Origin of the sequence: Kocuria sp. PD6, from assembly GCF_031844145.1 — a bacterium.
Classification (GTDB): Bacteria; Actinomycetota; Actinomycetes; order Actinomycetales; family Micrococcaceae; genus Kocuria; species Kocuria marina.
Genome location: NZ_JAUZUS010000003.1, coordinates 151,214 through 174,191, shown reverse-complemented (window position 1 = coordinate 174,191; position 22,978 = coordinate 151,214). Strand labels below are relative to the sequence as shown.

Annotated in this window: 25 protein-coding genes, 1 tRNA gene and 1 riboswitch; of the genes, 9 read left to right on the top strand and 17 right to left on the bottom strand. The window is 70.1% G+C overall.

All coding sequences use genetic code 11. The annotated features are described in order from the left end of the window. Nucleotides 1-108: 108 nt before the first annotated feature. Nucleotides 109-242, bottom strand: a riboswitch (glycine riboswitch). Between the two features lie 158 nt (nt 243-400). From rplL to glp, 6 genes are all read right to left on the bottom strand, one after another. Beyond that, nucleotides 401-787: a 50S ribosomal protein L7/L12 gene (gene rplL, locus Q9R22_RS03865; RefSeq protein WP_131332458.1), complete on the bottom strand. Its 387-nt coding sequence runs from the start codon at nt 785-787 to the stop codon at nt 401-403. 122 nt (nt 788-909) lie between these two features. Beyond that, nucleotides 910-1,443: a 50S ribosomal protein L10 gene (rplJ, locus tag Q9R22_RS03860; protein ID WP_035959878.1), complete on the bottom strand. Its 534-nt coding sequence runs from the start codon at nt 1,441-1,443 to the stop codon at nt 910-912. A gap of 280 nt (nt 1,444-1,723) precedes the next feature. After that, nucleotides 1,724-2,560 (bottom strand): formate dehydrogenase accessory sulfurtransferase FdhD, encoded by an 837-nt coding sequence (gene fdhD / locus Q9R22_RS03855; protein ID WP_064845229.1) that lies wholly within the window; start codon nt 2,558-2,560, stop codon nt 1,724-1,726. Between the two features lies 1 nt (nt 2,561). Next, nucleotides 2,562-3,737 (bottom strand): molybdenum cofactor biosynthesis protein MoaE, encoded by a 1,176-nt coding sequence (locus Q9R22_RS03850; RefSeq protein WP_131332457.1) that lies wholly within the window; start codon nt 3,735-3,737, stop codon nt 2,562-2,564. Then, nucleotides 3,734-4,231, bottom strand: coding sequence for a cyclic pyranopterin monophosphate synthase MoaC (moaC, locus tag Q9R22_RS03845; RefSeq protein WP_085106393.1), 498 nt, complete (start codon nt 4,229-4,231; stop codon nt 3,734-3,736). The genes Q9R22_RS03850 and moaC overlap by 4 nt, the downstream gene beginning before the upstream one ends. Then, a complete protein-coding gene (gene glp, locus Q9R22_RS03840; RefSeq protein WP_131332456.1) occupies nt 4,228-5,577 on the bottom strand; it encodes a gephyrin-like molybdotransferase Glp in 1,350 nt (449 codons plus the stop codon). The genes moaC and glp overlap by 4 nt, the downstream gene beginning before the upstream one ends. 66 nt (nt 5,578-5,643) lie before the next feature. On the opposite strand from glp, the gene moaA reads away from it, so the two are divergent. From moaA to Q9R22_RS03825, 3 genes are read left to right on the top strand one after another with little or no spacing between them, the layout of a single operon-like run. Continuing rightward, nucleotides 5,644-6,720 (top strand): GTP 3',8-cyclase MoaA, encoded by a 1,077-nt coding sequence (gene moaA / locus Q9R22_RS03835; protein ID WP_131332455.1) that lies wholly within the window; start codon nt 5,644-5,646, stop codon nt 6,718-6,720. A 4-nt stretch (nt 6,721-6,724) separates the two neighbouring features. After that, on the top strand, nt 6,725-6,988 hold the full coding sequence (locus tag Q9R22_RS03830) for a MoaD/ThiS family protein (protein ID WP_131332454.1): 264 nt from the start codon (nt 6,725-6,727) through the stop codon (nt 6,986-6,988). Between the two features lie 4 nt (nt 6,989-6,992). Continuing rightward, the gene (locus Q9R22_RS03825; protein WP_131332453.1) at nt 6,993-8,297 is read left to right on the top strand and encodes a molybdopterin molybdotransferase MoeA; all 1,305 of its coding nucleotides are present in this window, start codon (nt 6,993-6,995) and stop codon (nt 8,295-8,297) included. A 16-nt stretch (nt 8,298-8,313) separates the two neighbouring features. On the opposite strand, the gene Q9R22_RS03820 is transcribed toward Q9R22_RS03825, so the two are convergent. The 6 genes from Q9R22_RS03820 to Q9R22_RS03795 all read right to left on the bottom strand — a co-directional run bounded on the left by Q9R22_RS03820 (nt 8,314) and on the right by Q9R22_RS03795 (nt 12,360). Beyond that, complete coding sequence (locus Q9R22_RS03820) at nt 8,314-9,480, bottom strand: GNAT family N-acetyltransferase (protein WP_131332452.1); 1,167 nt, start codon at nt 9,478-9,480, stop codon at nt 8,314-8,316. Nucleotides 9,481-9,677: 197 nt separating this feature from the next. Beyond that, nucleotides 9,678-10,388: a 50S ribosomal protein L1 gene (rplA, locus tag Q9R22_RS03815; RefSeq protein WP_035959904.1), complete on the bottom strand. Its 711-nt coding sequence runs from the start codon at nt 10,386-10,388 to the stop codon at nt 9,678-9,680. Nucleotides 10,389-10,474: 86 nt separating this feature from the next. Continuing rightward, nucleotides 10,475-10,903, bottom strand: coding sequence for a 50S ribosomal protein L11 (rplK, locus tag Q9R22_RS03810; RefSeq protein ID WP_035959909.1), 429 nt, complete (start codon nt 10,901-10,903; stop codon nt 10,475-10,477). Between the two features lie 136 nt (nt 10,904-11,039). Continuing rightward, a complete protein-coding gene (nusG, locus tag Q9R22_RS03805; RefSeq protein ID WP_131332451.1) occupies nt 11,040-11,912 on the bottom strand; it encodes a transcription termination/antitermination protein NusG in 873 nt (290 codons plus the stop codon). 45 nt (nt 11,913-11,957) lie between these two features. Further along, the gene (gene secE, locus Q9R22_RS03800) at nt 11,958-12,224 is read right to left on the bottom strand and encodes a preprotein translocase subunit SecE (protein ID WP_064845237.1); all 267 of its coding nucleotides are present in this window, start codon (nt 12,222-12,224) and stop codon (nt 11,958-11,960) included. Between the two features lie 63 nt (nt 12,225-12,287). Next, nucleotides 12,288-12,360: transfer RNA gene (locus Q9R22_RS03795), tRNA-Trp, on the bottom strand. Between the two features lie 314 nt (nt 12,361-12,674). Between Q9R22_RS03795 and Q9R22_RS03790 the strand changes: the two genes are divergently transcribed. Both Q9R22_RS03790 and Q9R22_RS03785 read left to right on the top strand, forming a co-directional pair. Beyond that, nucleotides 12,675-13,895 (top strand): pyridoxal phosphate-dependent aminotransferase, encoded by a 1,221-nt coding sequence (locus tag Q9R22_RS03790; protein ID WP_186313787.1) that lies wholly within the window; start codon nt 12,675-12,677, stop codon nt 13,893-13,895. Continuing rightward, entirely contained in the window at nt 13,892-14,260 is a 369-nt protein-coding gene (locus Q9R22_RS03785) for a hypothetical protein (protein WP_131332449.1), read from the top strand. The genes Q9R22_RS03790 and Q9R22_RS03785 overlap by 4 nt, the downstream gene beginning before the upstream one ends. A gap of 521 nt (nt 14,261-14,781) precedes the next feature. Here Q9R22_RS03785 and Q9R22_RS03780 read toward each other — a convergent pair. Further along, a complete protein-coding gene (locus Q9R22_RS03780) occupies nt 14,782-15,159 on the bottom strand; it encodes a hypothetical protein (protein WP_242670603.1) in 378 nt (125 codons plus the stop codon). Nucleotides 15,160-15,229: 70 nt separating this feature from the next. Next, on the bottom strand, nt 15,230-16,141 hold the full coding sequence (ppk2, locus tag Q9R22_RS03775) for a polyphosphate kinase 2 (protein ID WP_172644385.1): 912 nt from the start codon (nt 16,139-16,141) through the stop codon (nt 15,230-15,232). A 209-nt stretch (nt 16,142-16,350) separates the two neighbouring features. Here ppk2 and Q9R22_RS03770 point away from each other — a divergent pair, with 209 nt between their 5' ends. Next, nucleotides 16,351-17,382 (top strand): 6-phosphofructokinase, encoded by a 1,032-nt coding sequence (locus Q9R22_RS03770; RefSeq protein WP_085108437.1) that lies wholly within the window; start codon nt 16,351-16,353, stop codon nt 17,380-17,382. A gap of 72 nt (nt 17,383-17,454) precedes the next feature. Here the strand turns inward: Q9R22_RS03770 and Q9R22_RS03765 are convergent, their stop codons facing one another. The 3 genes from Q9R22_RS03765 to Q9R22_RS03755 all read right to left on the bottom strand — a co-directional run bounded on the left by Q9R22_RS03765 (nt 17,455) and on the right by Q9R22_RS03755 (nt 20,007). Continuing rightward, entirely contained in the window at nt 17,455-18,678 is a 1,224-nt protein-coding gene (locus Q9R22_RS03765; RefSeq protein ID WP_242670602.1) for a folate-binding protein YgfZ, read from the bottom strand. Further along, the gene (locus Q9R22_RS03760; protein WP_131332447.1) at nt 18,675-19,283 is read right to left on the bottom strand and encodes an FABP family protein; all 609 of its coding nucleotides are present in this window, start codon (nt 19,281-19,283) and stop codon (nt 18,675-18,677) included. The genes Q9R22_RS03765 and Q9R22_RS03760 overlap by 4 nt, the downstream gene beginning before the upstream one ends. A 115-nt stretch (nt 19,284-19,398) precedes the next feature. Further along, the gene (locus tag Q9R22_RS03755; RefSeq protein WP_035959995.1) at nt 19,399-20,007 is read right to left on the bottom strand and encodes a hypothetical protein; all 609 of its coding nucleotides are present in this window, start codon (nt 20,005-20,007) and stop codon (nt 19,399-19,401) included. Nucleotides 20,008-20,188: 181 nt separating this feature from the next. Here Q9R22_RS03755 and Q9R22_RS03750 point away from each other — a divergent pair, with 181 nt between their 5' ends. The 3 genes from Q9R22_RS03750 (at nt 20,189) to Q9R22_RS03740 (ending at nt 22,847) form a co-directional block, all read left to right on the top strand. Further along, nucleotides 20,189-20,878 (top strand): response regulator transcription factor, encoded by a 690-nt coding sequence (locus Q9R22_RS03750; RefSeq protein ID WP_131332446.1) that lies wholly within the window; start codon nt 20,189-20,191, stop codon nt 20,876-20,878. Between the two features lie 32 nt (nt 20,879-20,910). Next, the gene (gene mshD, locus Q9R22_RS03745; protein ID WP_131332445.1) at nt 20,911-21,822 is read left to right on the top strand and encodes a mycothiol synthase; all 912 of its coding nucleotides are present in this window, start codon (nt 20,911-20,913) and stop codon (nt 21,820-21,822) included. Nucleotides 21,823-21,896: 74 nt separating this feature from the next. Beyond that, the gene (locus Q9R22_RS03740) at nt 21,897-22,847 is read left to right on the top strand and encodes an NUDIX hydrolase (RefSeq protein ID WP_098055935.1); all 951 of its coding nucleotides are present in this window, start codon (nt 21,897-21,899) and stop codon (nt 22,845-22,847) included. The last annotated feature ends 131 nt before the right edge of the window (nt 22,848-22,978 follow it).

The window sequence follows — 22,978 nt, the reverse complement described above, 5'->3', positions numbered from 1 at the left end:
GCTCTGTATCGCAACCTGAGAGATTTCGCCGGCGGGCGCAGCAGCTCGCGCCCGTCGACCTGCCCCGTCGGTGCTCTCCCCGTGACAGGGGTGAGCTCTTCAGAGTGGCCCGGTGCGGCGGTACGGGTGCCTGAGAGATTCCCGGGGAGGGTTTGCTCCTTCGGCGATGGCGCGATGCCCGCGGTACAGGCACACGTGGTTCCGGCTCACGAGGATCCGCCATGCTCTCCCGCCGTACGGTGACGGCCAGATGGTCACACATAGTTTCGCACATCACACCGCTACGGGGAATGCGCGAAACCCCGCACCGATCATCGGTGCGGGGTTTCGCGGTGATGTCGTGCCGAACGAACCCGGGGGTCACGTCACGGGACACGGCGGGCGCACGAGGCGCCGTGGATCACTTGACGGTGACGGTGGCGCCGGCGCCCTCGAGGGCTTCCTTCGCCTTGTCAGCGGCTTCCTTGGTGGCGCCTTCGAGGACGGCCTTGGGAGCGCTGTCCACGAGGTCCTTGGCTTCCTTCAGGCCCAGGGAGGTCAGGCCGCGAACTTCCTTGATGACCTGGATCTTCTTGTCACCGGCGGATTCGAGGATGACGTCGAACTCGGTCTTCTCCTCCTCGGCCGCACCGGCGTCGCCGCCGGCGGGAGCGGCACCGGCCACGGCCACGGGGGCGGCAGCGGTGACGTCGAAGGTCTCCTCGAACGCCTTCACGAACTCGGACAGCTCGATGAGGGACAGTTCCTTGAAGGCCTCGATGAGTTCTTCGGTGGTCAGCTTAGCCATGGTATTGGCTCCTTACTTGTACGTGGTGCCGGTGCTGGTGGCGCCGGCGAGGTGTGCGTGGGAAGAACACGGGTGTTTCCCGGGCAATCGCCCGGGACCCCCCAACCGGGTCCCCGAAGGGATCAGGCGGCGTTCTCGCCCTGTTCGTCCAGCTTGGCGCGCAGGGCCTCGGCGGTGCGCACGGTCTTGGACAGCGGGGCCTGGAACAGCGCAGCGGCCTTGGACATCGACGCCTTGGCGGCGCCGGCGACCTTGGCCAGCAGAACCTCGCGGGACTCGAGGTCCGCGAGCTTCTTGATCTCGGACTCGTCCATCGCGACGCCATCCAGGTAACCGCCCTTGACGACCAACTGGGGGTTGTCCTTGGCGAAGTCACGCAGACTCTTGGCGGCCTCGACGGCGTCACCGGAGACGAACGCGATGGCCGAGGGGCCCGTGAGCTTGCCCTCGAACGCGTCGATACCGGACTCGCGAGCCGCGATGGCGGTGAGCGTGTTCTTCACCACGGCGTATTCGGCGTTCTCACCGAGGGAACGGCGCAGCGTCTTCAGCTGAGCCACGGTGAGACCGCGGTACTCCGTCAGGACGGCAGCGTGCGAGTTGGAGAAGAATTCCTTCAACTCCGCAACCGCGGCAGCCTTTTCAGGATTCGCCATGGTGCTCCTTCCTTACATGTGGGTGCCGGCCCGCGTCCCGTACGAGGACACGAAAAAAGCCCCGCGCAGATGCCCGGGGCTCGAGACCACGCCCTGATCACACGCATGAAAATGCGTGTTTTGAGGAGCGGAATTCGTGCTGGTTCACCTGCGCTGGACGGTTCACGTTTCCGAGAACCTCTTAGATCGCGCGTACCGGGGCACGCGTGATGACCGGCGGTCTTTGGTACATCCATCGTACCCCAGGGCGCGGGTGCCCATCAAATCGTCAGGGCCCGGTTCACTCCCCCGTGATGCGCTCCGGGTGGGTGTAGACGTTGCACCGACCCTTGCGGTTGAACCCCACGACCGTGACCCCGCGCTCTCGCCCGTGGGTCACGGCGAGTGCGGAGGGTGCGCTGACCGCGGAGAGCACGGGGATCCCGGCCATGGCGGCCTTGCTCACAAGCTCGAACGACGCCCGAGCGGAGACCTGCAGGACCGCTTCGTGCAGCGGCAGCAGTCCTCGCTGCACCGCCCACCCGATGACCTTGTCCACGGCGTTGTGCCGGCCCACGTCCTCCCGGACCACGAGGGGTTCGTCCCGGCCCACGGGGAACAGCGCCGCCGCGTGCACCCCGCCCGTGGCGGAGAAGACCCGCTGGTGCTCCCGCAACTCATCCGGCAGGGACACGAGCCGCGCCGCGGTGACGAGTGGACGCGGGTGCGCCACGGGGTACGCGGAGGACTTGACCACCCCGTCCAACGACGGCGTGCCGCACACCCCGCACGACGAGGATGTGAACACCTGGCGCTGGGCGTCCGCGCGCGGCCCCGGGGCCGCCGGTGCGAGCCGGACGTCCACCACGTTGTACGTGCGGTGCCCGTCCTGGTCCACGCCCGAGCGGTAGTCCATCTTCACGATGTGCGAGACCTCCGTGATCACGGCCTCGCTCAGCAGCAGCCCCGTCACGAGTTCGAAGTCGTCCCCGGGTGTGCGCATGGTCACGGTGAACTGTTGCCCGTTCAGCCGGATCTCCAGGGGTTCCTCCCCCGCGAGCCGGTCCGGCCCCGCGCGCACTTCCCCGTGGGCGTCGAACGTGCGCACGCGGGCGGGGACGATGATCCGAGCGGCCATCTCAGGCGTCCAGCCCCACCCAGTTGTGCTGCCCGTCCTCGAAGCTCTGCCGCTTCCAGATGGGCACGCGTTCCTTGATGAGGTCCACGAGCTGCGCGCACGCTTTGAACGCCTCGCGACGGTGTCCCGCGGCCACGGCCACCTCGAGCGCGCTGTCCCCCACGGCGAGCGCGCCGATCCGGTGCGCGGCCCACAAGCGCACGTCCGGGTGGGCGCTCGCGATCTCACCGACCACGTCCCGCATGACCTCGCCCGCGCTGGGGTGGGCGCTGTACTCAAGCGCCGTGACACCGTCCTTGCCGCCGTCGTGGTCGCGGATCACGCCGCTGAACCCGACGACCGCCCCGCACCGCGGATGCTGGACCGCACGCTGCGCCTCGGCCGCATCCAGGGGGTCGGTCGTGACGAGCGCCAGCAGCACCTCGCCCGCCGAGGGCTCGGCGCCCGGCGCGGCGTCGTCGTCGGACGACGACGACGCTGCGGGCACCCGCGCGCCGACCGTGCCCGCGGCGGGGGCGGCGTCATGGCCGGGCACGTCCGTGCGCTCGGCGTGGCCCGGGGAGTCCGGGACCGCCGCGGGGACGACCTCCCCCTGCGCGGAGCGCGTCACGGAGCGGTCCTCCCCGTGACCGTGCACGTCCTCGAGCTGCGCGCTGATGTGGTCCAGCAGGGGGTCCAACACGGTCATCCCGTCCTTGACGCCCCCGCGCGAGCCCGGGAGGTTCACCATGAAGGTCTGGCCGGTGTGCCCCGCGACCCCGCGGCTCATCACGGCCGTGGGGGTCTTCTGCAGCCCCGCGCTCCACAGCGCGTGCATGATCCCCGGCGACTCGCGCTCCAGCACCCGGGCCGTGGACTCGGGCGTGACGTCGTCCGAGTTCAGTCCGGTGCCCCCGGTCGTGATCACGAACCGCGGGGCGGCAGGCCCGGATGCCGATGTGAGGTTGCGCAGCAGCTTGAGGACCTCGGGCCCGTCCGGGATCACGCGCAGCGTCACGTCCAGGCCGCGGCCCCGCAACCAGTCCCGCAGTAGCGGCCCGCAGCGGTCCTCCGCCGTGCCCGACGCCGCCGAGCTGGACACCACGACCACCACGGCGCCGCGCCCCTCCAGGTGAGTGTCGCCCACCTCGTGTTGACGGGAGGGACGGCCGCGGGCCGGATCCGCGTGCTCACTCATCGGGCGCTCCAATCGCCGCTCTTGCCGCCGGACTTGGCGAGCACGCGGGTGTCGGTGATCGTGGCGGCCTTGTCCACGGCCTTGATCATGTCGTACAGGGTCAGCGCGGCCACGCTCGCCGCAGTGAGGGCCTCCATCTCCACGCCGGTGACACCGCGGGTGCGCACGGTCGTCTCGATCACCACGCGGTCCTCGCGCGGGGTGAGGTCCACGGTCACCTTGCTCAGGGGCAGCGGGTGGCACAGGGGCACGAGGTCCGGGGTGCGCTTGGCGGCCATGATCCCGGCCACCCGCGCCACGGCGAGCGCGTCCCCCTTGGGCAGCCCCCCCGAGGCCAGCAGGTCGATCACATCCGGGCGGGTCATGAGCACGGCCTGGGCGGTGGCCTCGCGCGAGGTCACCGCCTTCTCGCTCACGTCCACCATGTGCGCCGTGCCGTCCTCCCGCACGTGTGTCAGGTGCTGTTGTCCGGGCTCCGGCTCTCGTTCGCTCACGCTGGCTCTCCTGTTCGTTCCGTTCCGTCTGCTGCGCCCGCGGGCACCGGGTCGTCGTCCGCGGGCAGCACGCCGCCGTCCACCGGCAGTACCGCCACGGTCGTCCCGGCAGCGAGTTCGTGCTCCCCGGGCGGGATGCGCACCAGGACGTCCGCATGGGCGGCGGCGCTCAGCAGGTGCGACGACGCTCCCCCCACGAGACGCACGCACGGGACCGTTCCGTCCCCCGGGTGTTCCATACTCCCGCGGCGCAGCTGGGTCCTGGTGACCAGCGGTCGAACCGCCTCGCCCAATTCGGCCGTGAACCACCGCGGCGACGGGCAACACCCCCACGCGGCCGCGAGCGCGGGACGCACGAAGACCTCGCACGAGACCCACGTGCTCACGGGATTACCGGGCAGGCAGATCACGGGCACGCCACGGAACGTGCCGTGTCCCTGGGGGCCTCCCGGTTGCATGGCCACGTGGTCGAACCACGTGTCCCGGCCCCCCCGCTCGAGGCCCTGGCGCACGACCTCGAACGCGCCCGCGCTGATCCCGCCGCTCGTGATCACGAGGTGGGGTCTTGCCTCGGTGACAACGTGATCCAGGGCTCGCACGAAGGCGTCCGGGTCGTCGTCCACACGGACCCGGGTCACCGATTCGGCGCCCGCCTCGGACAACCACGCGGCCAGCAAGGGGCCGTTGGCGTCGTGGTACATCCCGGGGCGCGGCGCGTGCCCGTCGGGCGCGATCTCGTCCCCTCCGCTCACCACGACCACACGCGGTCCGGTGCGCACGGACACCTCGGTTCCCGGGCCCAGTCCGAGCGCGGCGCACGCACCGAGCGCCGCAGCCCCCAGCCGCGTTCCGGCGGGCAGCGCCACGGCGCCGCGGGCGACGTCGCTCCCGGCCGCTCGCACGAAGGTGCCCTCGGTGACGGACCGGGCGACGTCGGGGCTGATCGCCACGGCCGGGACGTCGAAGCGCGGAGGACGCACCCGTTCCACGGGGATCACCGCGTCCGCGCCCTCGGGGAGCACGGCCCCGGTCATCACGGCGGTCGCGGTACCGGGTGTGTGCCGCGCGGGTTCGGCACCCGCGGGCCGCACGTCCGCGACGGGCAGTTCGATCCCTTCAGCATCCCCTGGCTGGGGCGGGACGGAGGGGGTCAGATCGGCCACGCGCACCGCGAACCCGTCCATCTGCGAGTTCGCCAACGGTGGCAGGTCCGCCTCCGCCACGAGGTCCCGAGCGAGCACGCGTCCCGCGGCGCGCGCGAGGGGCAGGAGTGCGGCGTCGTCGTGGGACGCCGAGTTGAGCAACTCGACCAGCGTGCGCTGGTGCGTTTCTATACAGCGGGACATGGCTCCAGGGTAGCCACCCCGCCGGGGGTTCCGCCCGTGCTGGGGGCAGCACCTACACTGGACGGTATGTCCGTTTTCCTCGGTAATCCCCATGTCCTCCCCGTTCGCGGGGTGCCCACGCAGGGGCCGCTGACGGACCGCTTCGGACGTACCGCCACGGACCTGCGCATCTCCCTCACGGACAAGTGCAACCTCCGGTGCACGTACTGCATGCCCGCGGAGGGCATGCAGTGGCTGCCGCGGGAATCGTTGCTGACGGTCCCGGAGATCGTGCGTTTGGCCGCCATCGCCGTCTCGGACTTCGGGGTGCGGGAGATCCGACTCACGGGCGGGGAACCGCTCATCCGCCCCGATCTCGAGGAACTCGTGGCCGCCCTGACCGAGCGCATGCCGGGGATCCCCGTGTCCATGACGAGCAACGGCATCGGACTCGCCGGGCGTGCCCAGGCCCTCGCGGACGGCGGGATGACCCGCGTGAACATCTCCCTGGACACCCTATGCGCGGACACCTACGAGAAGCTCGCCCGCCGCGGGCGGCTCACCCAAACGCTCGAGGGCGTGGCTGCCGCCCAGGACGCGGGCATGAGCCCGGTGAAGCTCAATGCCGTCCTGATGCGCGGGGTCAACGACCACGAGGCGCCCGCGCTGCTGCGCTGGGCCCTGGACCACGACTGCGCCCTGCGCTTCATCGAACAGATGCCCCTGGACGCGGACCACGGCTGGACCCGGAAGAACATGGTCACGGCCAGCGAGATCCGCGAGTCCCTGTCCCGGGACTTCGACATCACCCAGGACACCGCACCCCGCGCGGGCGCCCCCGCGGAGAAGTACCTCGTGCGGGAACGCGGCCAGGACACCGTGGTGGGGACCGTGGGGATCATCGCGTCCGTCACGGAACCGTTCTGCGAGGACTGCACGCGCACTCGGATCACCGCGGAGGGCCACGTGCGCTCGTGCCTGTTCTCCCACCACGAGACGGATCTGATGCACCTGTTGCGCTCGAACGCGACCGACCGGGACATCGCCCAACGCTGGCGCGATGCCATGTGGGTCAAGCCGCGCGCCCACGGGATGGACCACGCGGGCCTCGACTCCGGGGACTACGTCCAGCCCGACCGCAGCATGAGCGCGATCGGGGGCTGAGACCGTGCTCGTGCGTTATTTCGCGGCCGCCGCTGCCGCGGCCGGGACAGAGGAAGAGCACGTGGAGACCACCACGGCCCTGACCCGCTCCGAGCTGCAGCAACTGTTGGTCACCCTGCACCCCGTGGCCCCACCGGGCGAACGCGCGCTGGCCCAGGTGTTGCCGCAGTGCTCGTGGCTCGTGGACGGTGTGGCCGCCCGGGACCCGGAGTCCCCCCTGGCCCCGGCCGCCACGGTGGACGTCCTCCCGCCTTTCGCGGGGGGCTGATCGGATGCCCGGTCCCACCCCACCCGCGTGGAGCAGCGGTCTCGAACCCCTGCATCACGCGGCACGCGACGCCGCCCGGACCCTCGCACACCGGGCCGGGTCAGCACTCGCGGACTCCCGGCCCGGCGGCGCGATCGAGATCGTCCCCCTGGACCGGGCGGCGGGTCGCACCGCGGCCCACGACGTCCGCGCGGCATGTCCCGTCCCGCACTACGCCTCGAGCGCGATGGACGGGTACGCGGTCCACGGACCGGGACCGTGGCGCGTCGTCGCCCCGGGCCCCCGTGCGGGGGCATCCGACGGACGGCGACTGGATGATCACCTGACCGACGGCGCTGCGCCGTCCGCGCCGCTGCCGAGTGCCGCGTCCGCGGTCACCCTCGCGCCCGGCACGGCCGTCCCCGTGGTCACGGGCGGCGTGATCCCGGACGGCACCACCACGGTCATCCGCGAAGAGTTCGCAACCCGCCGCGGCGAGCTCCTCGAGCTGTCCCCCGACAGCCCGCGCACGGAACTCGCGGGCAGGCACATCCGCCCGGCCGGAACGGAATGCGCTCGGGATGAGACCGTAGTGCGGGCGGGCACCGTGCTCTCCCCCGCGCACGCGGCGTTCCTGGCCGTGGCCGGACGGGACGACGTGCCGGTGCGTAGCGTCCCGCGGGTGGCCCTGCTGCTCACGGGTTCCGAGGTGCGTACCAGCGGACTCCCGGCTCCCGGGTACGTGCGCGATGCGTTCAGTATGTCCCTACCGCCCATGGTGCAGGCCTTCGGCGGACGCACGGTCACGGTGCGCCGCGGTCCCGACCACGCCGCAGCGCTGCGTTCGCTGTTCCGCGAACTGAGTGCCGAGCACGACCTCGTGGTCACCACGGGTGGCACGTCCCGCTCGCGCGCGGACTTCGTGCGGCCCATGGTGCAGGACGAGTGCCACGTGATCGTGGACCAGCTGGACCTCATGCCCGGTCACCCCACATTGTTCGGGGCCGCGCGGGACACCGCCGTGCTCGCACTGCCGGGCAATCCCCTGGGTGCCATGGTGGCGTTCCTGCTGCTGGGCGGGGCATTCCTGGCCGGTCAGCTGGGCCGCGAACCACGACCTTTCGCCCCCGCCGTCGCCGGGGAGGAACTGGCCGGGGCCCGCTCCGAACGACTGCTGCCCGCGCGGCGGCACGACGGCGGTTGGGTCCCGTGCCGCGCGATCGGCTCCAACATGGTGCGCGGGCTCGCCGCGGCGGAGGGTCTGCTGTCCGTGCCCCGGGAGGGGCTGGCCCGTGGACAGGAGACGGTAGTACTGCCACCGCCATGGTGAGTGACCGGCCCGGCGATCAGTGGATGCTGAAGTCCTGCTCCCAGATCGCGGACTGACCGGCATCCCGGAAGCCGAGCTGGGCGTTGACCCAGTTCATCCGGTCGTTGCCGCTGTGGGTCCACGAGTACACGGTCCGGACCTCGGGGGCCACGTTCACGAGCTGCTCGAGGTTGGCGAACTTGAGCCGCATCCCCAACCGGTGCCCGCGGTGGGTGCGCACCACGAGGGTCTCGTCCTGCAGCGCCAGGGCCGGGCGGTGCTGCGCGAGGATCAGTTCGGTCATCCCCACGAGCTCGCCCGTGCGCACGTCCTGGACCACGGCCATCAGGGACCGGTCGCCGTCCTCCTGACGCAACTGTTCCGTGCGGCGCACCCGAGCGCCGTCCCACGGGTCGGGGTCCGCCACGATCGGCCGCACGAACGAGTCGGTGGGGATCTTGGCGTGCAGCTGCGCGAGCGGGGCCAGGAGCTCATCCGGGGCCTCCCCCACCCATGTGTGCAGGCGGTAGTGGTCCGCGAACGGCACGGCCTCGAGGGATTCGTGGATGCGTGCGGCGCGCTGCTCGTCCAGCGGCACGGGCAGGAGCGCGAAACTGCTGACCGTGCGCAGGGTGTACCCGGCGTGCTGGGCGAACCTCGTCTGGCGGTGGCTCGCGGGCAGGCGCCCGGAACCATCGGCGGCGTCGAGCCATCGGACGGGAGCCACGGGGCTCGCACCGCCGTCGGCCGTGCCGTCCGCACTGCCGTCCCCGGGGCCGGAGGGGTCGCGCGCCTCGGACGCCGGGTGCTCGGTCACGAGGCGGATGAACCGGCGGGACTCACCCCGCGCGAGTTGCTCCGCAGCACTCAGAAGACCGCGCCCGATCCCCTCGGAGGTCTCGTCCGGGGCCACGTCCACCACGATCTGCGCCATGTCGGTGTCCGCGATCAGGGGCATCCGTACCTCGGCGCGTCCCACGAGACGGTCGCCGAGGTACGCGCACAGGATGTTCACTCGCTCGTAGGGGTCGTGCAGGTCACGGAAGATATCGTGGGGGCCGTTGCTGAGCTGACCGGTGCCCCACACGTGTCGCCGGGAGGACTGCACGAGCGCGGCCACGCACCCCAGGACCCGCTGCGCCTCGTCGTCGAAGGTGGCGGGGATGCGCAACAACTCGATGCGTACCGGTGACGGCTCCGTCACAGTGCTCTCCTTCCGCGCCGACCGGCCGGGACGGCACCCGGGCGACGGGCCCCGTCCACGGAACCCGGCCTCAAGTACATCATGAATTCGTAACGGCGTTTTCCGCCGTCCCACGAAAGAAGGGTCCGGCCGGTGACGGCACGGACCCTTCCCTCAACGGCAGGGAACGCGAGCGTTCCACCGTTACGTACCTGCGATCACGCCTGGGTGGTGACCTCGGTGGCGTTCGGGTCCACGGGGATGCCCGGGCCGAACGTGGTGGCCACGGTGGCCTTGGTGATGTAACGACCCTTGGACGCGGCCGGCTTCAGACGGAGCACCTCTTCCAGCGCGGCACCGTAGTTCTCGGCGAGCTTCTGGGCGTCGAAGGACGCCTTGCCGATGATGAAGTGCAGGTTGGAGTGCTTGTCCACGCGGAAGTCGATCTTGCCGCCCTTGATGTCGGACACGGCCTTGGCCACGTCCATCGTCACGGTGCCGGTCTTGGGGTTCGGCATGAGGTTACGAGGACCCAGGATCTTGCCCAAACGACCCACCTTGCCCATCATGTCCGGGGTGGCCACGGCGGCGTCGAAATCGGTCCAACCGCCCTGGACCTTGGCGATCAGGTCGTCGGAACCCACGAAGTCCGCACCGGCGGCCTCGGCCGCGGCGGCCTTGTCACCGGTCGCGAACACGACCACGCGGGCGGTCTTGCCCGTGCCGTTGGGCAGGTTCACGGTGCCGCGGACCATCTGGTCCGCCTTGCGGGGATCCACACCGAGGCGCATGGACACCTCGACGGTGGAATCGGACTTGCTGTTCTCGGCCAGTTCCTTGGCCAGGGCGACCGCCTCGGCGGGAGCGTAGAACTTGCCCGCCTCGATCTTCTCGGCAGCTGCCCGGTATGCCTTGCTGCGCTGTGCCATCTGCTTGTTCTCCTTGTGCAGTTGTGGTCAGCGGGCCGCGCTCGGCCCTGCCACGATGGTTGTCTTCGTTACGAGCTCGGAAGAGCTCAGTTGACCTCGATGCCCATGGAACGGGCGGTGCCGGCGATGATCTTCGCGGCGGCCTCGACGTCGTTGGCGTTGAGGTCTTCCTTCTTGGTCTCGGCGATCTCACGGACCTGGTCCATGGTGATCTTCCCGACCTTGTTGGTGTGCGGGACACCGGAGCCCTTGGCGACGCCAGCGGCCTTCTTGATCAGCTGCGCGGCGGGTGGGGTCTTGGTGACGAACGTGAACGAGCGGTCCTCGTACACGGTGATCTCGACCGGCACGATGTTGCCGCGCTGGGATTCGGTGGCCGCGTTGTAGGCCTTGCAGAATTCCATGATGTTGACGCCGTGCTGACCCAGCGCAGGACCCACGGGGGGAGCCGGGTTGGCGGCGCCCGCCTGGATCTGCAGCTTGATCAGGCCTGCGACCTTCTTCTTGGGAGCCATGTGATGGTCCTTCTTCTAGCTGTGCGTACCGCCGCACAGGAGCGTACGACGGCGGGTGGTCGCCGTGGCGCGGCGACCGAACGGAAACACCCCGGACCAAAGCACATCCGGGGCCGGTTTCCGAAATCTTGGGGGACTAGATCTTGGTGACCTGGTCGAAACCGAGGGTCACGGGGGTCTCGCGTTCGAAGATGGACACCAGCACCACGAGCTGCTGGGATTCCACCTTGATCTCGGAGATCGTGGCCGGGAGGGTCTCGAAGGGGCCCTCCTTCACGATCACGGACTCGCCGACCTCGAAGTCCACGGTGACCTGCTGGGCGCCACCCTGGGCACCCGCGCTGGAACCGGCGGTCTCGCCCAGGCCCTTGGCCTTCTCGGGGGTCTCGAACGTGGGGGCGAGCATGTCGAAGACCTCGTCCAGGCGCAGCGGCACCGGGTTGTAGGCGTCCTGGCCCACGAAGCCCGTGACACCCGGGGTGTGGCGCACCGCGCCCCAGGAGGCGTCCGTGAGGTTCATGCGCACGAGCACGTACCCGGGGATCCGCACGCGGCGCACGGTCTTGCGCTGCGAGTTCTTGATCTCCACGACCTCTTCCATGGGCACCTCGATCTGGAAGATGTCCTCTTCCATGTTGAGGGACTGGATGCGGGTCTCGAGGTTGGTCTTCACACGGTTCTCGTACCCCGCGTACGTGTGGATCACGAACCAGTCGCCCTCTTGGCGGCGCAGCTTGGCCTTAAATTCCACCGCGGGGTCGACGTCGTCCTCGGCGGCTTCCGCCGTGGCCGCGGCGTCCTCGGTGGGGACGGGCACGGCCTCGCCGTTACCCTCGGCGGCGTCGAGGTCGGCTTCCTGCACGGTGCGCTCGTCGGAGTCCTGCTGCGGATCCGTGGTCTCGGTGGTCTCGGACGTGCTCTGCGCCGACTCGTCCCGCGCAGCGTCCGCCATCAGGGAGTCGAGCTGAGCGGGCTGGGTGTCGTCGTTATCGAGCTCGTGATCGGTCACCGGGGATTCCTGCTTTCTGTGGACGTCTGGAAGTGGTGGAAGGACTTACTGGGCCTGGTCGCCGTTCCCGAACAGCCAGATGGCCACCTGACCGAAGCCCAGGTCCAACAGGGAGATCAACACCATCATGAACGCCACGAACGCCAGCACGACCAGGACGAAGTTGACCAGTTCCCGGCGGGACGGGGCGACGACCTTCTTGAGTTCTCCCACGACCTGACGGATAAACAGCCAGATCCGGCCGAAGATCCCACGTTTGTGATCGGAACCGGCAGGTTGACCCGGGGTCTGTCCTGTGACGGTGTGCGACATCGGCTCTCCCCTGCGTGAAGCAACTTCTCGGCGGTGGTGTGCGTGCCGTTGTGGGTCCTGAAGCAGGGCAGACAGGACTCGAACCTGCAACCTGCGGTTTTGGAGACCGCTGCGCTACCAATTGCGCCACTGCCCTTCGACACCGCGCCGCAGCCGTGCGCGACACGAAATCCGGTGCCCGAGCCTATCATCGGCCCGTCATCCCGCCGTCGGGAGTCCATCCCGGGGCAGAGCGCACCGCACTGGTGGCGGCACCAACAGACCATGGTACGCGCCCGCCGCGTCCCGTGCAAAGCAGGGGCCCGGCCACCTAAGCTGGGAGCGGTGTCCGCGTCCCCGGTCGGACCCCGGGCCCGTCAGGTTCCCGTACGGATCCGTGCGCGGGCCAGTGTGAGGCCCGCCCGCCGGGACGACCCGGTCAGTCCAAGCAGCCCAGTCAGCCCAGGAGAAATGATCACCATGTCACCAGCGCAGCAGCGCATCTCGCATCGGATCTCGGCGATCGCGGAGTCCGCGACCCTCGCCGTGGACGCCAAGGCCAAGGCCCTCAAGGCCGAGGGGCGGCCGGTGATCGGCTTCGGCGCGGGTGAACCGGACTTCGCGACCCCCGACTACATCGTGGATGCCGCCGCCGAGGCTCTCCAGGACCCCAAGAACTTCCGCTACTCCCCCGCCGCGGGACTGCCCGAGCTGCGTTCAGCGATCGCGCAAGCCACGCAGCGCGACAGCGGATGGGCCGTGGAGCCCTCCCAGGTGCTCGTGACCAACGGCGGCAAGCAGGCCGTGTACCAGGCGTTCCAGACGGTCGTGGACGACGGCGACGACGTCCTGCTGCCCGCCCCATATTGGACCACCTACCCTGAAGCCATCCGACTGGCCGGCGGCAACCCCGTGGAGGTCTTCGCGGGTGCGGACCAGGAGTACAAGGTCACGCCCGAACAACTTGAGGCCGCATACACGGAGCACACCAAGGCCCTGTTGTTCTGCTCGCCCTCCAACCCCACGGGTGCGGTCTACACCGCCGAGGAGACCCGGGCCGTGGGTGAATGGGCCGCGGCCAAGGGCATCTTCGTGATCAGCGACGAGATTTACCAGCACCTCACGTACGACGACGTGGAGTTCACCTCTATGGCCCGCGCCGTACCCGAGCTGCACGAGAACCTCATCCTGCTCAACGGCGTGGCCAAGACCTATGCGATGACCGGGTGGCGTGTGGGCTGGCTGGTTGGTCCCGCAGACGTCGTGAAGGCCGCGACCAACCTGCAGTCGCACCTGAGTTCCAACGTGAACAACGTGGCCCAGCGCGCGGCCCTGGCCGCACTGAACGGGCCCATGGACCAGGTGGAGCGCATGCGCGAGGCCTTCGACCGGCGTCGTCGCACGATCGTGGACGGGCTCAACGCGATCGACGGCGTGGTGTGCCCCACCCCCACCGGTGCGTTCTACGCGTACCCAGACATCACGGCGCTGTTGGGCCGCGAGTTCGCGGGCGTCACGCCCACCACGAGCGCGGAGCTCGCGGAACTGATCCTCGAGAAGGCCGAGGTGGCAGTGGTCCCGGGTGAGGCCTTCGGCCCGTCCGGGTACCTGCGCCTGTCCTACGCCCTGGGCGACGACGATCTCGCCGAGGGCCTGTCCCGTCTGCAGAACTTCCTGGGAGGCACCGAATGAGCGTCAAAGAGACCTTGCACGAGCTGGACGAATTGCTGCCCTCCGCCGTGGCCCTGCCCAGCTCGGCTGTGGTGGCCGGCGGACTGATCGGCGGTTACGCGGTGGCCCGTTTCACGGGGGTGCGCGCCCTGGGCGGCGCGGTCCTGCTCGCGAAGGGCGTGGTCGCCGGGCGCACGTGGTACCGCTCCGCGGGACCCGCCACGACCGCGGGCCTGAGCGTGCTGTACCTCGCCGGGTTCGGACTGTCCCACCCGCTGGCCAAGAAGATCGGCGCGTGGCCCTCGGTGTTCACCGTGGCCGCTGTCAACGCCGCGGCGTCGTGGGCGCTCGTGGACCGGCACAACTTCCGGGGCGAGACCGCCTGAGGCCCCCGCGCGGACGCACCCTTCACCGCGCACGCACCCTCCCCAGCGCACGCACCCCCGACGGCGGATGACCGCTGTTGGGGGCGCCGTTCGTTCAGGGGCGCCGTTCGTGCAGGGAGCGCCTTCCGTTCAGACGGCGCGGCCCGTTCAGGCCGTACGGCCCGTTCGGGGAGCGCCGTCCGCACGGGTGATCAGTGCGCGGATTCCCGGGCCGGGCGGCGTTGTGCGACGACGGCGACCGCGAGATCCGCCGCGAGCACGAGGCCGCGAGTTCGCTGTAGAGCCGCCCGGGCTCACCCAGCAGCAGGTCCCGGTGCAACCAGTCGATCGTGGTGCGCAGCGGCAGAGTGCAGTCTTTGCAGCAGGGCCATGAACCAGGCGTGGGAGGGGCGCGCGCCCTCGCGGGCGCGTTCGGACGACAGTGCGTTCCGTATTGCGGACATGATGAAGTACCTCTCGACGGCAGGTGGTGAGGACACCCCGCAGGCGAGTGCCCGGGGTGTGCTCGAAAGGAAAGCGGCTCAGACGGAGAGAGCCGGCGGTCCGCGTGGGGAGATGATGCGCACGGGTGACCACGCGCGCGGGGGCAGGGGGTAGGCCAGGGGGACGGGGCGCAGGGCATGACCCTGGGCGTGGGCCGTCCCGATCACGTGGGAGGACGGCCCCGCGGCATGACCGCCCAGCGAGAACGGCGCGTGGAAGGGCACCTGGTTCAGCGCCACGGCACACGCGATTCGTACGGCGCCGAGACGCCGCCCGGCGAGAAGCACGCACACGAGCCCCGCGGCCGGGAGGGTCAACGCCAGGAGGGCCATGTTCGGCGGGTTCGGGTCCACCGCGTAGTGGGACGTGGCCTCGCACAGGGTGGATACGCCAGCGGCCGCCCAGCCACGAATCAATCAGGCCGGGCGGCTCACGGGGTGGAACCAACCATGGACGCTTCCGGGGGACAGTGGGAGGAGCCGGGTATCAGTCGTCCACGGCGTCGCGGCCGCGGCGCACGATCAGCGGGTCTGGCGGGTACACCACGGAGGTGTCCTTGTCCTCGTAGTCGAACTGGTTGAGGAAGAAGCGCATGGCGTTGAGGCGGGCGCGCTTCTTGTCGTTGGACTTGATGGTGATCCACGGGGCGTGGTCCGTGTCCGTGCGGCGGAAGGTCTCCTCCTTGGCCACGGTGTAGTCCTCCCAGCGGTCCAGGGACGCGAGGTCCATGGGCGAGAGCTTCCAGCGGCGCACCGGGTCGATCTGGCGGATCGCAAAGCGCGTGCGCTGCTCGTGCTGCGTCACCGAGAACCAGAACTTGGTCAGGTGGATCCCCGAGTCCACGAGCATCTTCTCGAACACGGGCGCCTGCAGCATGAAGCTCTCGTACTGCTCGTCCGTGCAGAAGCCCATCACGCGCTCCACGTTGCCGCGGTTGTACCACGAGCGGTCGAACAGCACGATCTCACCGTTGGTGGGCAGGTGCTGGATGTAGCGCTGGAAGTACCACTGGCCCTGCTCGCGGTCCGAGGGCTTGTTCAGGGCCACCACGCGGGCGGCGCGGGGGTTGAGGTGCTCGGTGAAACGCTTGATGGTCCCGCCCTTGCCCGCGGCGTCCCGACCCTCGAACACGATCACGTGTTTGAGGTCGTTGTCCTGGCCCCAGTACTGGAACTTCAACAGCTCGATCTGCAACTGGTACTTCTCGAGCTCGTAGTCCTCGCGGGACATCCGCTCGTCGTACGGGTACCCCTCACGCCACGTCTCCACCGCGCTTCCACCCGGGTCGATCAGATCCGGGTCCGGGGACTGCCCGTCCCGCACGGTGTACCCCTGGTCCACGAGCTTGTCGATGAACTCGCGCAGGTTCTCCCGGGCCGGTTCTTGCTGGGCGGTCATAACGTCCTCCTGGTGGCCTGACATCGCGAACGGCGTGTTCACAGATCCTCCCCCGATCTTAGTTGTCCACATTAACCACGGGTGGACGGGGCCCACCGTGTGCCGCGCGTCCGTTCATCCGGTGTCCCGGGCAACGCCGAGCGCGCGTCACTAGGATGGAAGGGGAACAACGACACGACACGACACGACAGAGGGGAACTGAGGCACACATGCGAATCGGGCTCATGACCAGCGGCGGGGACTGCCCCGGACTCAACGCGGTGATCCGCGGCGCGGTGTTGCACGGCATCAAATCCTTCGATCACGAGTTCGTGGGCTTTCGGGACGGCTGGCGCGGCGTCGTCGAAGGGGACATCATCGACCTGCCGCGGCAAAGCGTACGCGGCCTCGCGCGCCAGGGCGGGACCATCCTGGGCACCTCGCGCACCAACCCCTTCGACGGCCCCCAGGGCGGTCCCGAGAACATCGCCAAGGTCCTGGAGCGTCACGGGATCGACGCCGTGGTCGCGATCGGCGGCGAAGGCACCCTGGCCGGCGCCAAGCGGCTCGCGGATGCGGGGCTGCCCGTGGTGGGCGTGCCCAAGACCATCGACAACGACCTGCAGGCCACCGACTTCACGTTCGGTTTCGACACCGCGGTCTCGATCGCAACGGATGCGATGGACCGGCTGCGCACCACCGGCGAATCGCATCACCGGTGCATGGTCGCGGAGGTCATGGGCCGCCACGTGGGCTGGATCGCGCTGCACTCCGGCATGGCCGCCGGCGCGCACGCCATCCTGATCCCCGAATTCCGGGAGTCCATGGAGCAGGTTTCCGAGTGGGTCCGTGAGGTCCACGAGCGTGGCCGCTCACCGCTCGTTGTCGTGGCGGAGGGCTTCATCCCCGACGACCGCGAGGAGGCCATCGCGGGCAAGGGCACCGAGGCGTCCGGGCGCCCGCGGCTGGGGGGCATCGGGGACTTCGTGACGCGGGAGATCGAGGAGAACACCGGCATCGAGACCCGCAACACGATCCTGGGTCACATCCAGCGCGGTGGCGCGCCCACCGGCTTCGACCGTGTCCTGGCCACGCGACTGGGGATCGCCGCCGTGGGGATGGCCACCGAGAAGCAGTGGGGCAAGATGTGCGCGCTGCGCGGCACGGACGTGGTGCGCGTGGACTTCTCCGAGGCGCTCGACGGGCTCAAGGTGGTACCGCAGGACCGCTACGACGAGGCCAAGGTGCTGTTCGGTCGCTGAGCCCCGACTCGTGGTGGCGCCCCGTTCCCCTCCGAGGGGAACGGGGCGTCACCACATGTCAGTCGTGTTAGGTCAGAGCCGCATTCCACCGCCGCGCGGACCGCGCATGAGCCCCTGGGCCCGGCCCACCACGGACCCGGCATCCGGGGGGACCACCACGGTCTGGGCGGCGGCCCACTGTTCGGCGGGTGCGTCCGCGGACGTGCCGCCCGCGGCGTCGTCGGACGCGCCGTTGCCGTTCGATGCAGCCTCCTCCGAGCCCTGCACGACGGTGTCCCGCACGGTGAGCACCGCGTCCGGGGCGACCGAGCGTTTGAGCACGGCGAGCGCGATGGGGCCGGCCTCGTGGTGCAACTGGGCCGCGGTCACGCGACCCACGACCTTGCCGTTCAGCTCGACCGTGGCCCCGGGGCCCGGGAGCGTGTGCTGGGAACCGTCCAGGTCCAGGAACGTGAGCCGGCGCGGCGGGTGGCCCAGGTTGTGCACGCGGGCCACGGTCTCCTGGCCCTTGTAGCAGCCCTTGGCCAGGTGCACGGCGGTGCGCATCCAGTCCAGTTCGTGCGGAATGGTCTTCTCGTCCGTGTCCGCGCCCCAGCGCGGCCGCCAGGCCTCGATCCGCAGGGCCTCCGCGGCCCACGAACCGGCGAGCGAGTACCCCTGTTCCTCGAGAGCCGCGACCGCGGTCTCCAACGACGCGAGCGGAATCAGGTGTTCGTACCACGAGCGCGCGGCACCCGGGTGGTCCTCGGTCACGGCGTAGGCGTGACCGCCCGCGCCGACGCCCGGCCACGGGTCGTGCCACACCAGCATGGGGTTGGTCTGGGCGGGAAGCAACTCACGAAGGTCCCGCGTGGCGACGAGCACCGCCCAGCGGTCACTGACGTCCTCGATCTCCACCCGCAGGGCGAAGCGCATGGTGGTCAGCCAGTCGGCGAGCCCTGCGGCCTCCCGGGCCTCGGTGATCAACCACGTGGTCCCGCCATCGTCGACCACGTGCGGAGCGAATTCCACGCGGCCCTGGATGCTCAGGAAGAGGGTTTCGGTACTGACCCCCGGGGTCAGTCCGGTGAGCACCTGCGACGACAAGGTGGTGAGCCAGCTCAGTCGATCGGGGCCACTCACGGTCACGACGCCGCGCTGGGACTGGTCCACCACGGCCCTCCCCCGGGCCAGGGCGCGCTGTTCGTGCACGGGGGCGCCGTAGTGCGCCGCGACCCCCTCGTCCAGCGCTTCCGCGGTCACGGCACCGTGGCGGTGCAACAGGACGGAGGAGTATGAGGGTGCGGTGTCAGTCACTTCTGGGGTTCGACCTTGCTCAGTTCGGCGGAAGCGTGCGTCGCGAGTTCGTGGCCCTGCGCGGCCATGTCCCACGCCCACATGAGGTGGTTGTTGACGAGCCCGTAGAGCCGGGTCCCGGAGACGTACTCCTTGGCACCGCGGGCGCGGATCACGGCGTCCGTGCTGAGGTCCACGCGCGGGCCCTTGATCTGGCCCAGGTACAGCTCGGCGACGCCGCCGGGCTGGGCGATCGTCACGGAGATGTCGAAGCCGCCGTCCGCGTTGCGCAGGTCCTCGACGTCCTGTGCGGACTTGAGCACGGGCACGGGGTCCGGCGGGAGCATCCCGGGTCCGATGTCGCCGTCCTCACGGTTACGGGCGAGCTCCCAGAACCCTTGTTCGTACGTGGCCTCGCGCTGGGGTTCGCCCTCTTCGTTGAGCAGCGTGGTCTGCGCGCGGTAGATCATGAACGGTAAGCCGGTCTGTTCGAACGTGACGCGTTGCCGGAAGGCACGCTGTTCGGCGGCGCCGTATCCCATGAAGCCGTTGCCCTCCCACGTGCCCAACAGCCATGCGAAGGGAACGAGTTCGGGGGTCAGGTCCGTGGGGATCTCGACGGGCACGAGTTACAGCTGGCCCTTGAAGAGGCTGAACACGACCTTCAAGGAGATTCCGAGGATGCACAGGCCCGCGAGGCCGAGCAGAACGAGGTAGAAGATTTCGAGAGCAAGCATGGCTTCACGCTACCACGGCGGCCAGTAGCTGGGTCGCGAAAACGGCCACCATACCGAACAGTGCCACGGGTGTGACACCGAGCGTGATCATGCCCCTGCGGCGCAGGTTCTCGGGGGCCGCGGAGATCACGCGGGCACCGGCGACCACCAGGATGATGGTCAGCGGGGCGCCCACGCCCGCGACGGTGAGCCACCTGCTCAGTCCCTGGTCGTGGGCCACGCGGGAGAACGCGATCCACCCCGAGGCGGCAACCGCGGCCAGGACCCCCGTCGCGGAGGCCAGCGCGGATTCCAGACGGTACTTGGCACCCTCCCCCCGCACGAGTTCGGCCACGCACACGGCCATGAAGGACACACCGATGATCGCGGGCAACCACACGAGGCGCTGGGACGGGACGAGTTGTACGAGCAGGCACGCGAGGGTGCCGGCCACCGCGATGAGCACGTTGTGCCGGCGCCGCGCCTGGATCCCCGCGGCGGCGGGCCACCCCACACCGATCGTCACGGCCATGGCCACGGACACGAGCAGCGGCGCCCACGAGCCGATCACGCCCGCCGTGAGCGCGAGGACGAGCGCCACCACGGCGGCGACGATGATGCGCGCGTACTTCATGGCGGGGTTCCTTCGGGGCCGAGGGCGGGCGGTGTGGTGCGTACCCGTTTCAGGGTAACCGGCGCGGGCCTCGCGGCGGGTCACGTGTACCCCCGCACGTCCACGGGGCCCGCCTATACTGGCCCGGTCATCGGCCGTGCCCGCGCGGGAGCGGTCACCTCGCGTCCGAGCGGATCCCACAGTGACCCACATCGCCCTGCTCAGCACCGCCTCCCCCGCCGTGGAGTCCGCACTGCCCGCGCTCGAGCTGCTGCCGCACCGGGTGCGGGTGCACGCCCCGGACGAGAGCAGTGCACTGACCGGGTCCGCGCGCCCGGACGTGGTGATTGTTGACGGCACCCGCAACCTCGTGACGGCGCGCAACACGGCCGTCTCCCTGTCCGGGCTCGAACGCCCGCTGCCCGTGCTCGTGACGGTGACCGAAGGCGGGATGGCGGCCGTGGCGCCGTCATGGTGCGTGAGCGACGTCCTGCTGCACACCGCGGGACCCGCCGAGATCGAGGCGCGGTTGCGCCTCGCGCTCGCCGACGCCGGGACGAACGCGTTCGAGAACGACGACGCCGTGATCCGCGCCGGGGCCGTGGTGATCGACGAGAACTCCTACACCGTGAAACTGGGCGGGCGGGCCCTGAACCTCACGTTCAAGGAATTCGAGCTGTTGAAGTTCCTGGCCCAGCACGCGGGGAGGGTGTTCACGCGCCACCAGTTGCTCTCCGAGGTGTGGGGCTACGACTACTACGGCGGGACGCGCACGGTGGACGTCCACATCCGTCGGCTGCGAGCCAAACTGGGTGCGGATCACGAGCACCTGATCACCACGGTGCGTAACGTGGGGTACAGCTACACCGCGGGCAGGGACCAGACGCCCTGATCGCGCGCCACAACCCACCGAGGAGGCATCCCATGTCCGTGACCGTGACCGCCCACGACGACATCCCGTTCCCCGACGATCTCGTGGCGCTCGCCGAGCGCGCCCACGCCGCGGACGGCGAGCCGCCGTTCTCCGACCAGACCCTCGTGGACGTGCGCTCCGGCCGTGCGGGTGTCACGTGCGTCGTGGCCACCGACGGCGAGCGCCTCGTGGGTGCCGCGGTGGTCGTGCCGCAGCCGGATCGCGCGTCCACGTACACGGTGGAGCTCGTGGTGGACCCCGAGCACCGCAAACGGGGTGTGGCCACGGCGATCGCGGGGCAGCTGCGCGCTCAGCTGGACGGCACCGTGGAGGCCTGGGCCCACGGAAACCACGTGGCCGCGCAACGCCTCGCCGAGCTCCACGGCCTCGAGGCCGTGCGGGACCTCTACCAGCTCAAGCGCGCCGTGGCCGGCGCCGAGGACGTCCCCCTGCCCGTGGACCTACCGGAACATCTCGAGATCCGGGCGTTCGAGGTGGGCCGGGACGAGCAGTCGTGGTTGCGGGTCAACGCCGCGGCGTTCGCCGAGCACCCCGAACAGGGCCGCATGACGCTCGCCGATCTGCAGGAACGCGAGAACGAGTCGTGGTTCGATCCCCGGGGTTTCCTGCTCGCGGTCGCCGCGGACGACCCGGACGACGTCGCGGGCTTCCACTGGACCAAGGTGCACCCGGCCTCGGGGGACGCCGCGGCCATCGGTGAGGTCTACGCCGTGGGGATCGCCCCGGACCACCAGGGCCACGGACTCGGCCGCGCCCTGACCGCGGCGGGCATCAACCACCTGGCCGAACAGGGGCTGGACGAGGTCATGCTGTACGTGGACGCGGACAACCCCGCGGCCGTGGCGCTGTACGAATCCCTGGGCTTCGAGCGCTGGCACGTGGACGTCATGTACCGCAGCTGAGACGGCTACGATCGTTACCGAACCCCGCCCGCGCCGCGCGGTCGAGTCGAGCGTCCGACTACGGAGAGCAGGTCATGGCGAAGAACAAGACCCTGAGTAAGTACGACATCCTCGCCGCCGGCTGTGTGTGCTGGCGGGTGGTGGACGGCGAACTCCAGGTGTTGGTCATCCACCGCCCCCGCTACGACGACTGGTCCTGGCCCAAGGGCAAGCAGGACGACGGCGAGACGCTGCCGGAGACGGCCGTGCGCGAGCTGCGCGAGGAGACGGGGTTGCACATCACCCTGGGGGTCCACCTCGCGGACACCGAGTACACCGTCCGCGGTCATGACAAGCTCGTGCGCTACTGGGCCGCGGAGGTCTCCCCCTTCGCCCACGCGTCCCCGGAGGACGACGAGGTGGACCGGATGAGCTGGTTGCCCGTGGCCCGGGCCCGCTCGATCCTGACCAACGAGGACGACACCGCTCCCCTGGACGAACTCGCCCGCCTGTACGCGCGGGCCTCCCTGGCCACCCGCCCCGTGATCGTGATCCGCCACGCCAAGGCCAAGCCGCGTTCCTCCTGGCAGCGCGCCGAGGGGGACCGCCCGCTCGCCGCCACGGGCAAGCGTCAGGCGCTCGCCGTGACCCGGTTGCTCGCCGCGTGGCAACCGAAGCGCGTGGTGACGTCCCCGTGGTTGCGCTGCATCTCCACCGTGGTGCCCTACGCCAAGAAGTACGGGATCAAGGTCAAGGAGCGCTCACAGCTGACGGAGGCCGCCCACAAGCGCCATCCCAAGCGCGCGGCCCAGGTCACCGAGCAGCTCTTCGACACCGAGCGTCCCGTGGTGCTGTGCACCCACCGCCCCGTGCTGCCCACCGTGTTGAAGGTGCTCGCCAAGCACCTGCCGCCCGCGCTCGCAGCGCAACTGCCGGACGCGGACCCGTACCTGAGCCCCGGTCAGATGATCGTGCTGCACATGCCCCGGGCCTCGCAGAGCGCCCGCGCGGTGGGCTTCGAGATCATTTCCCCGTTCGACGACTGACACCACCCCGACCGCCGGGCCCCCGGCCCGCGTTCATGCCCACGCCGACGCCGCTGTCCCCACCCCGGGCGCGCCCCGACCGTTCGTGAGGTGCGCGCCGCGCGGAGGCCGCCGCAGCGGCGTCGTGAGAG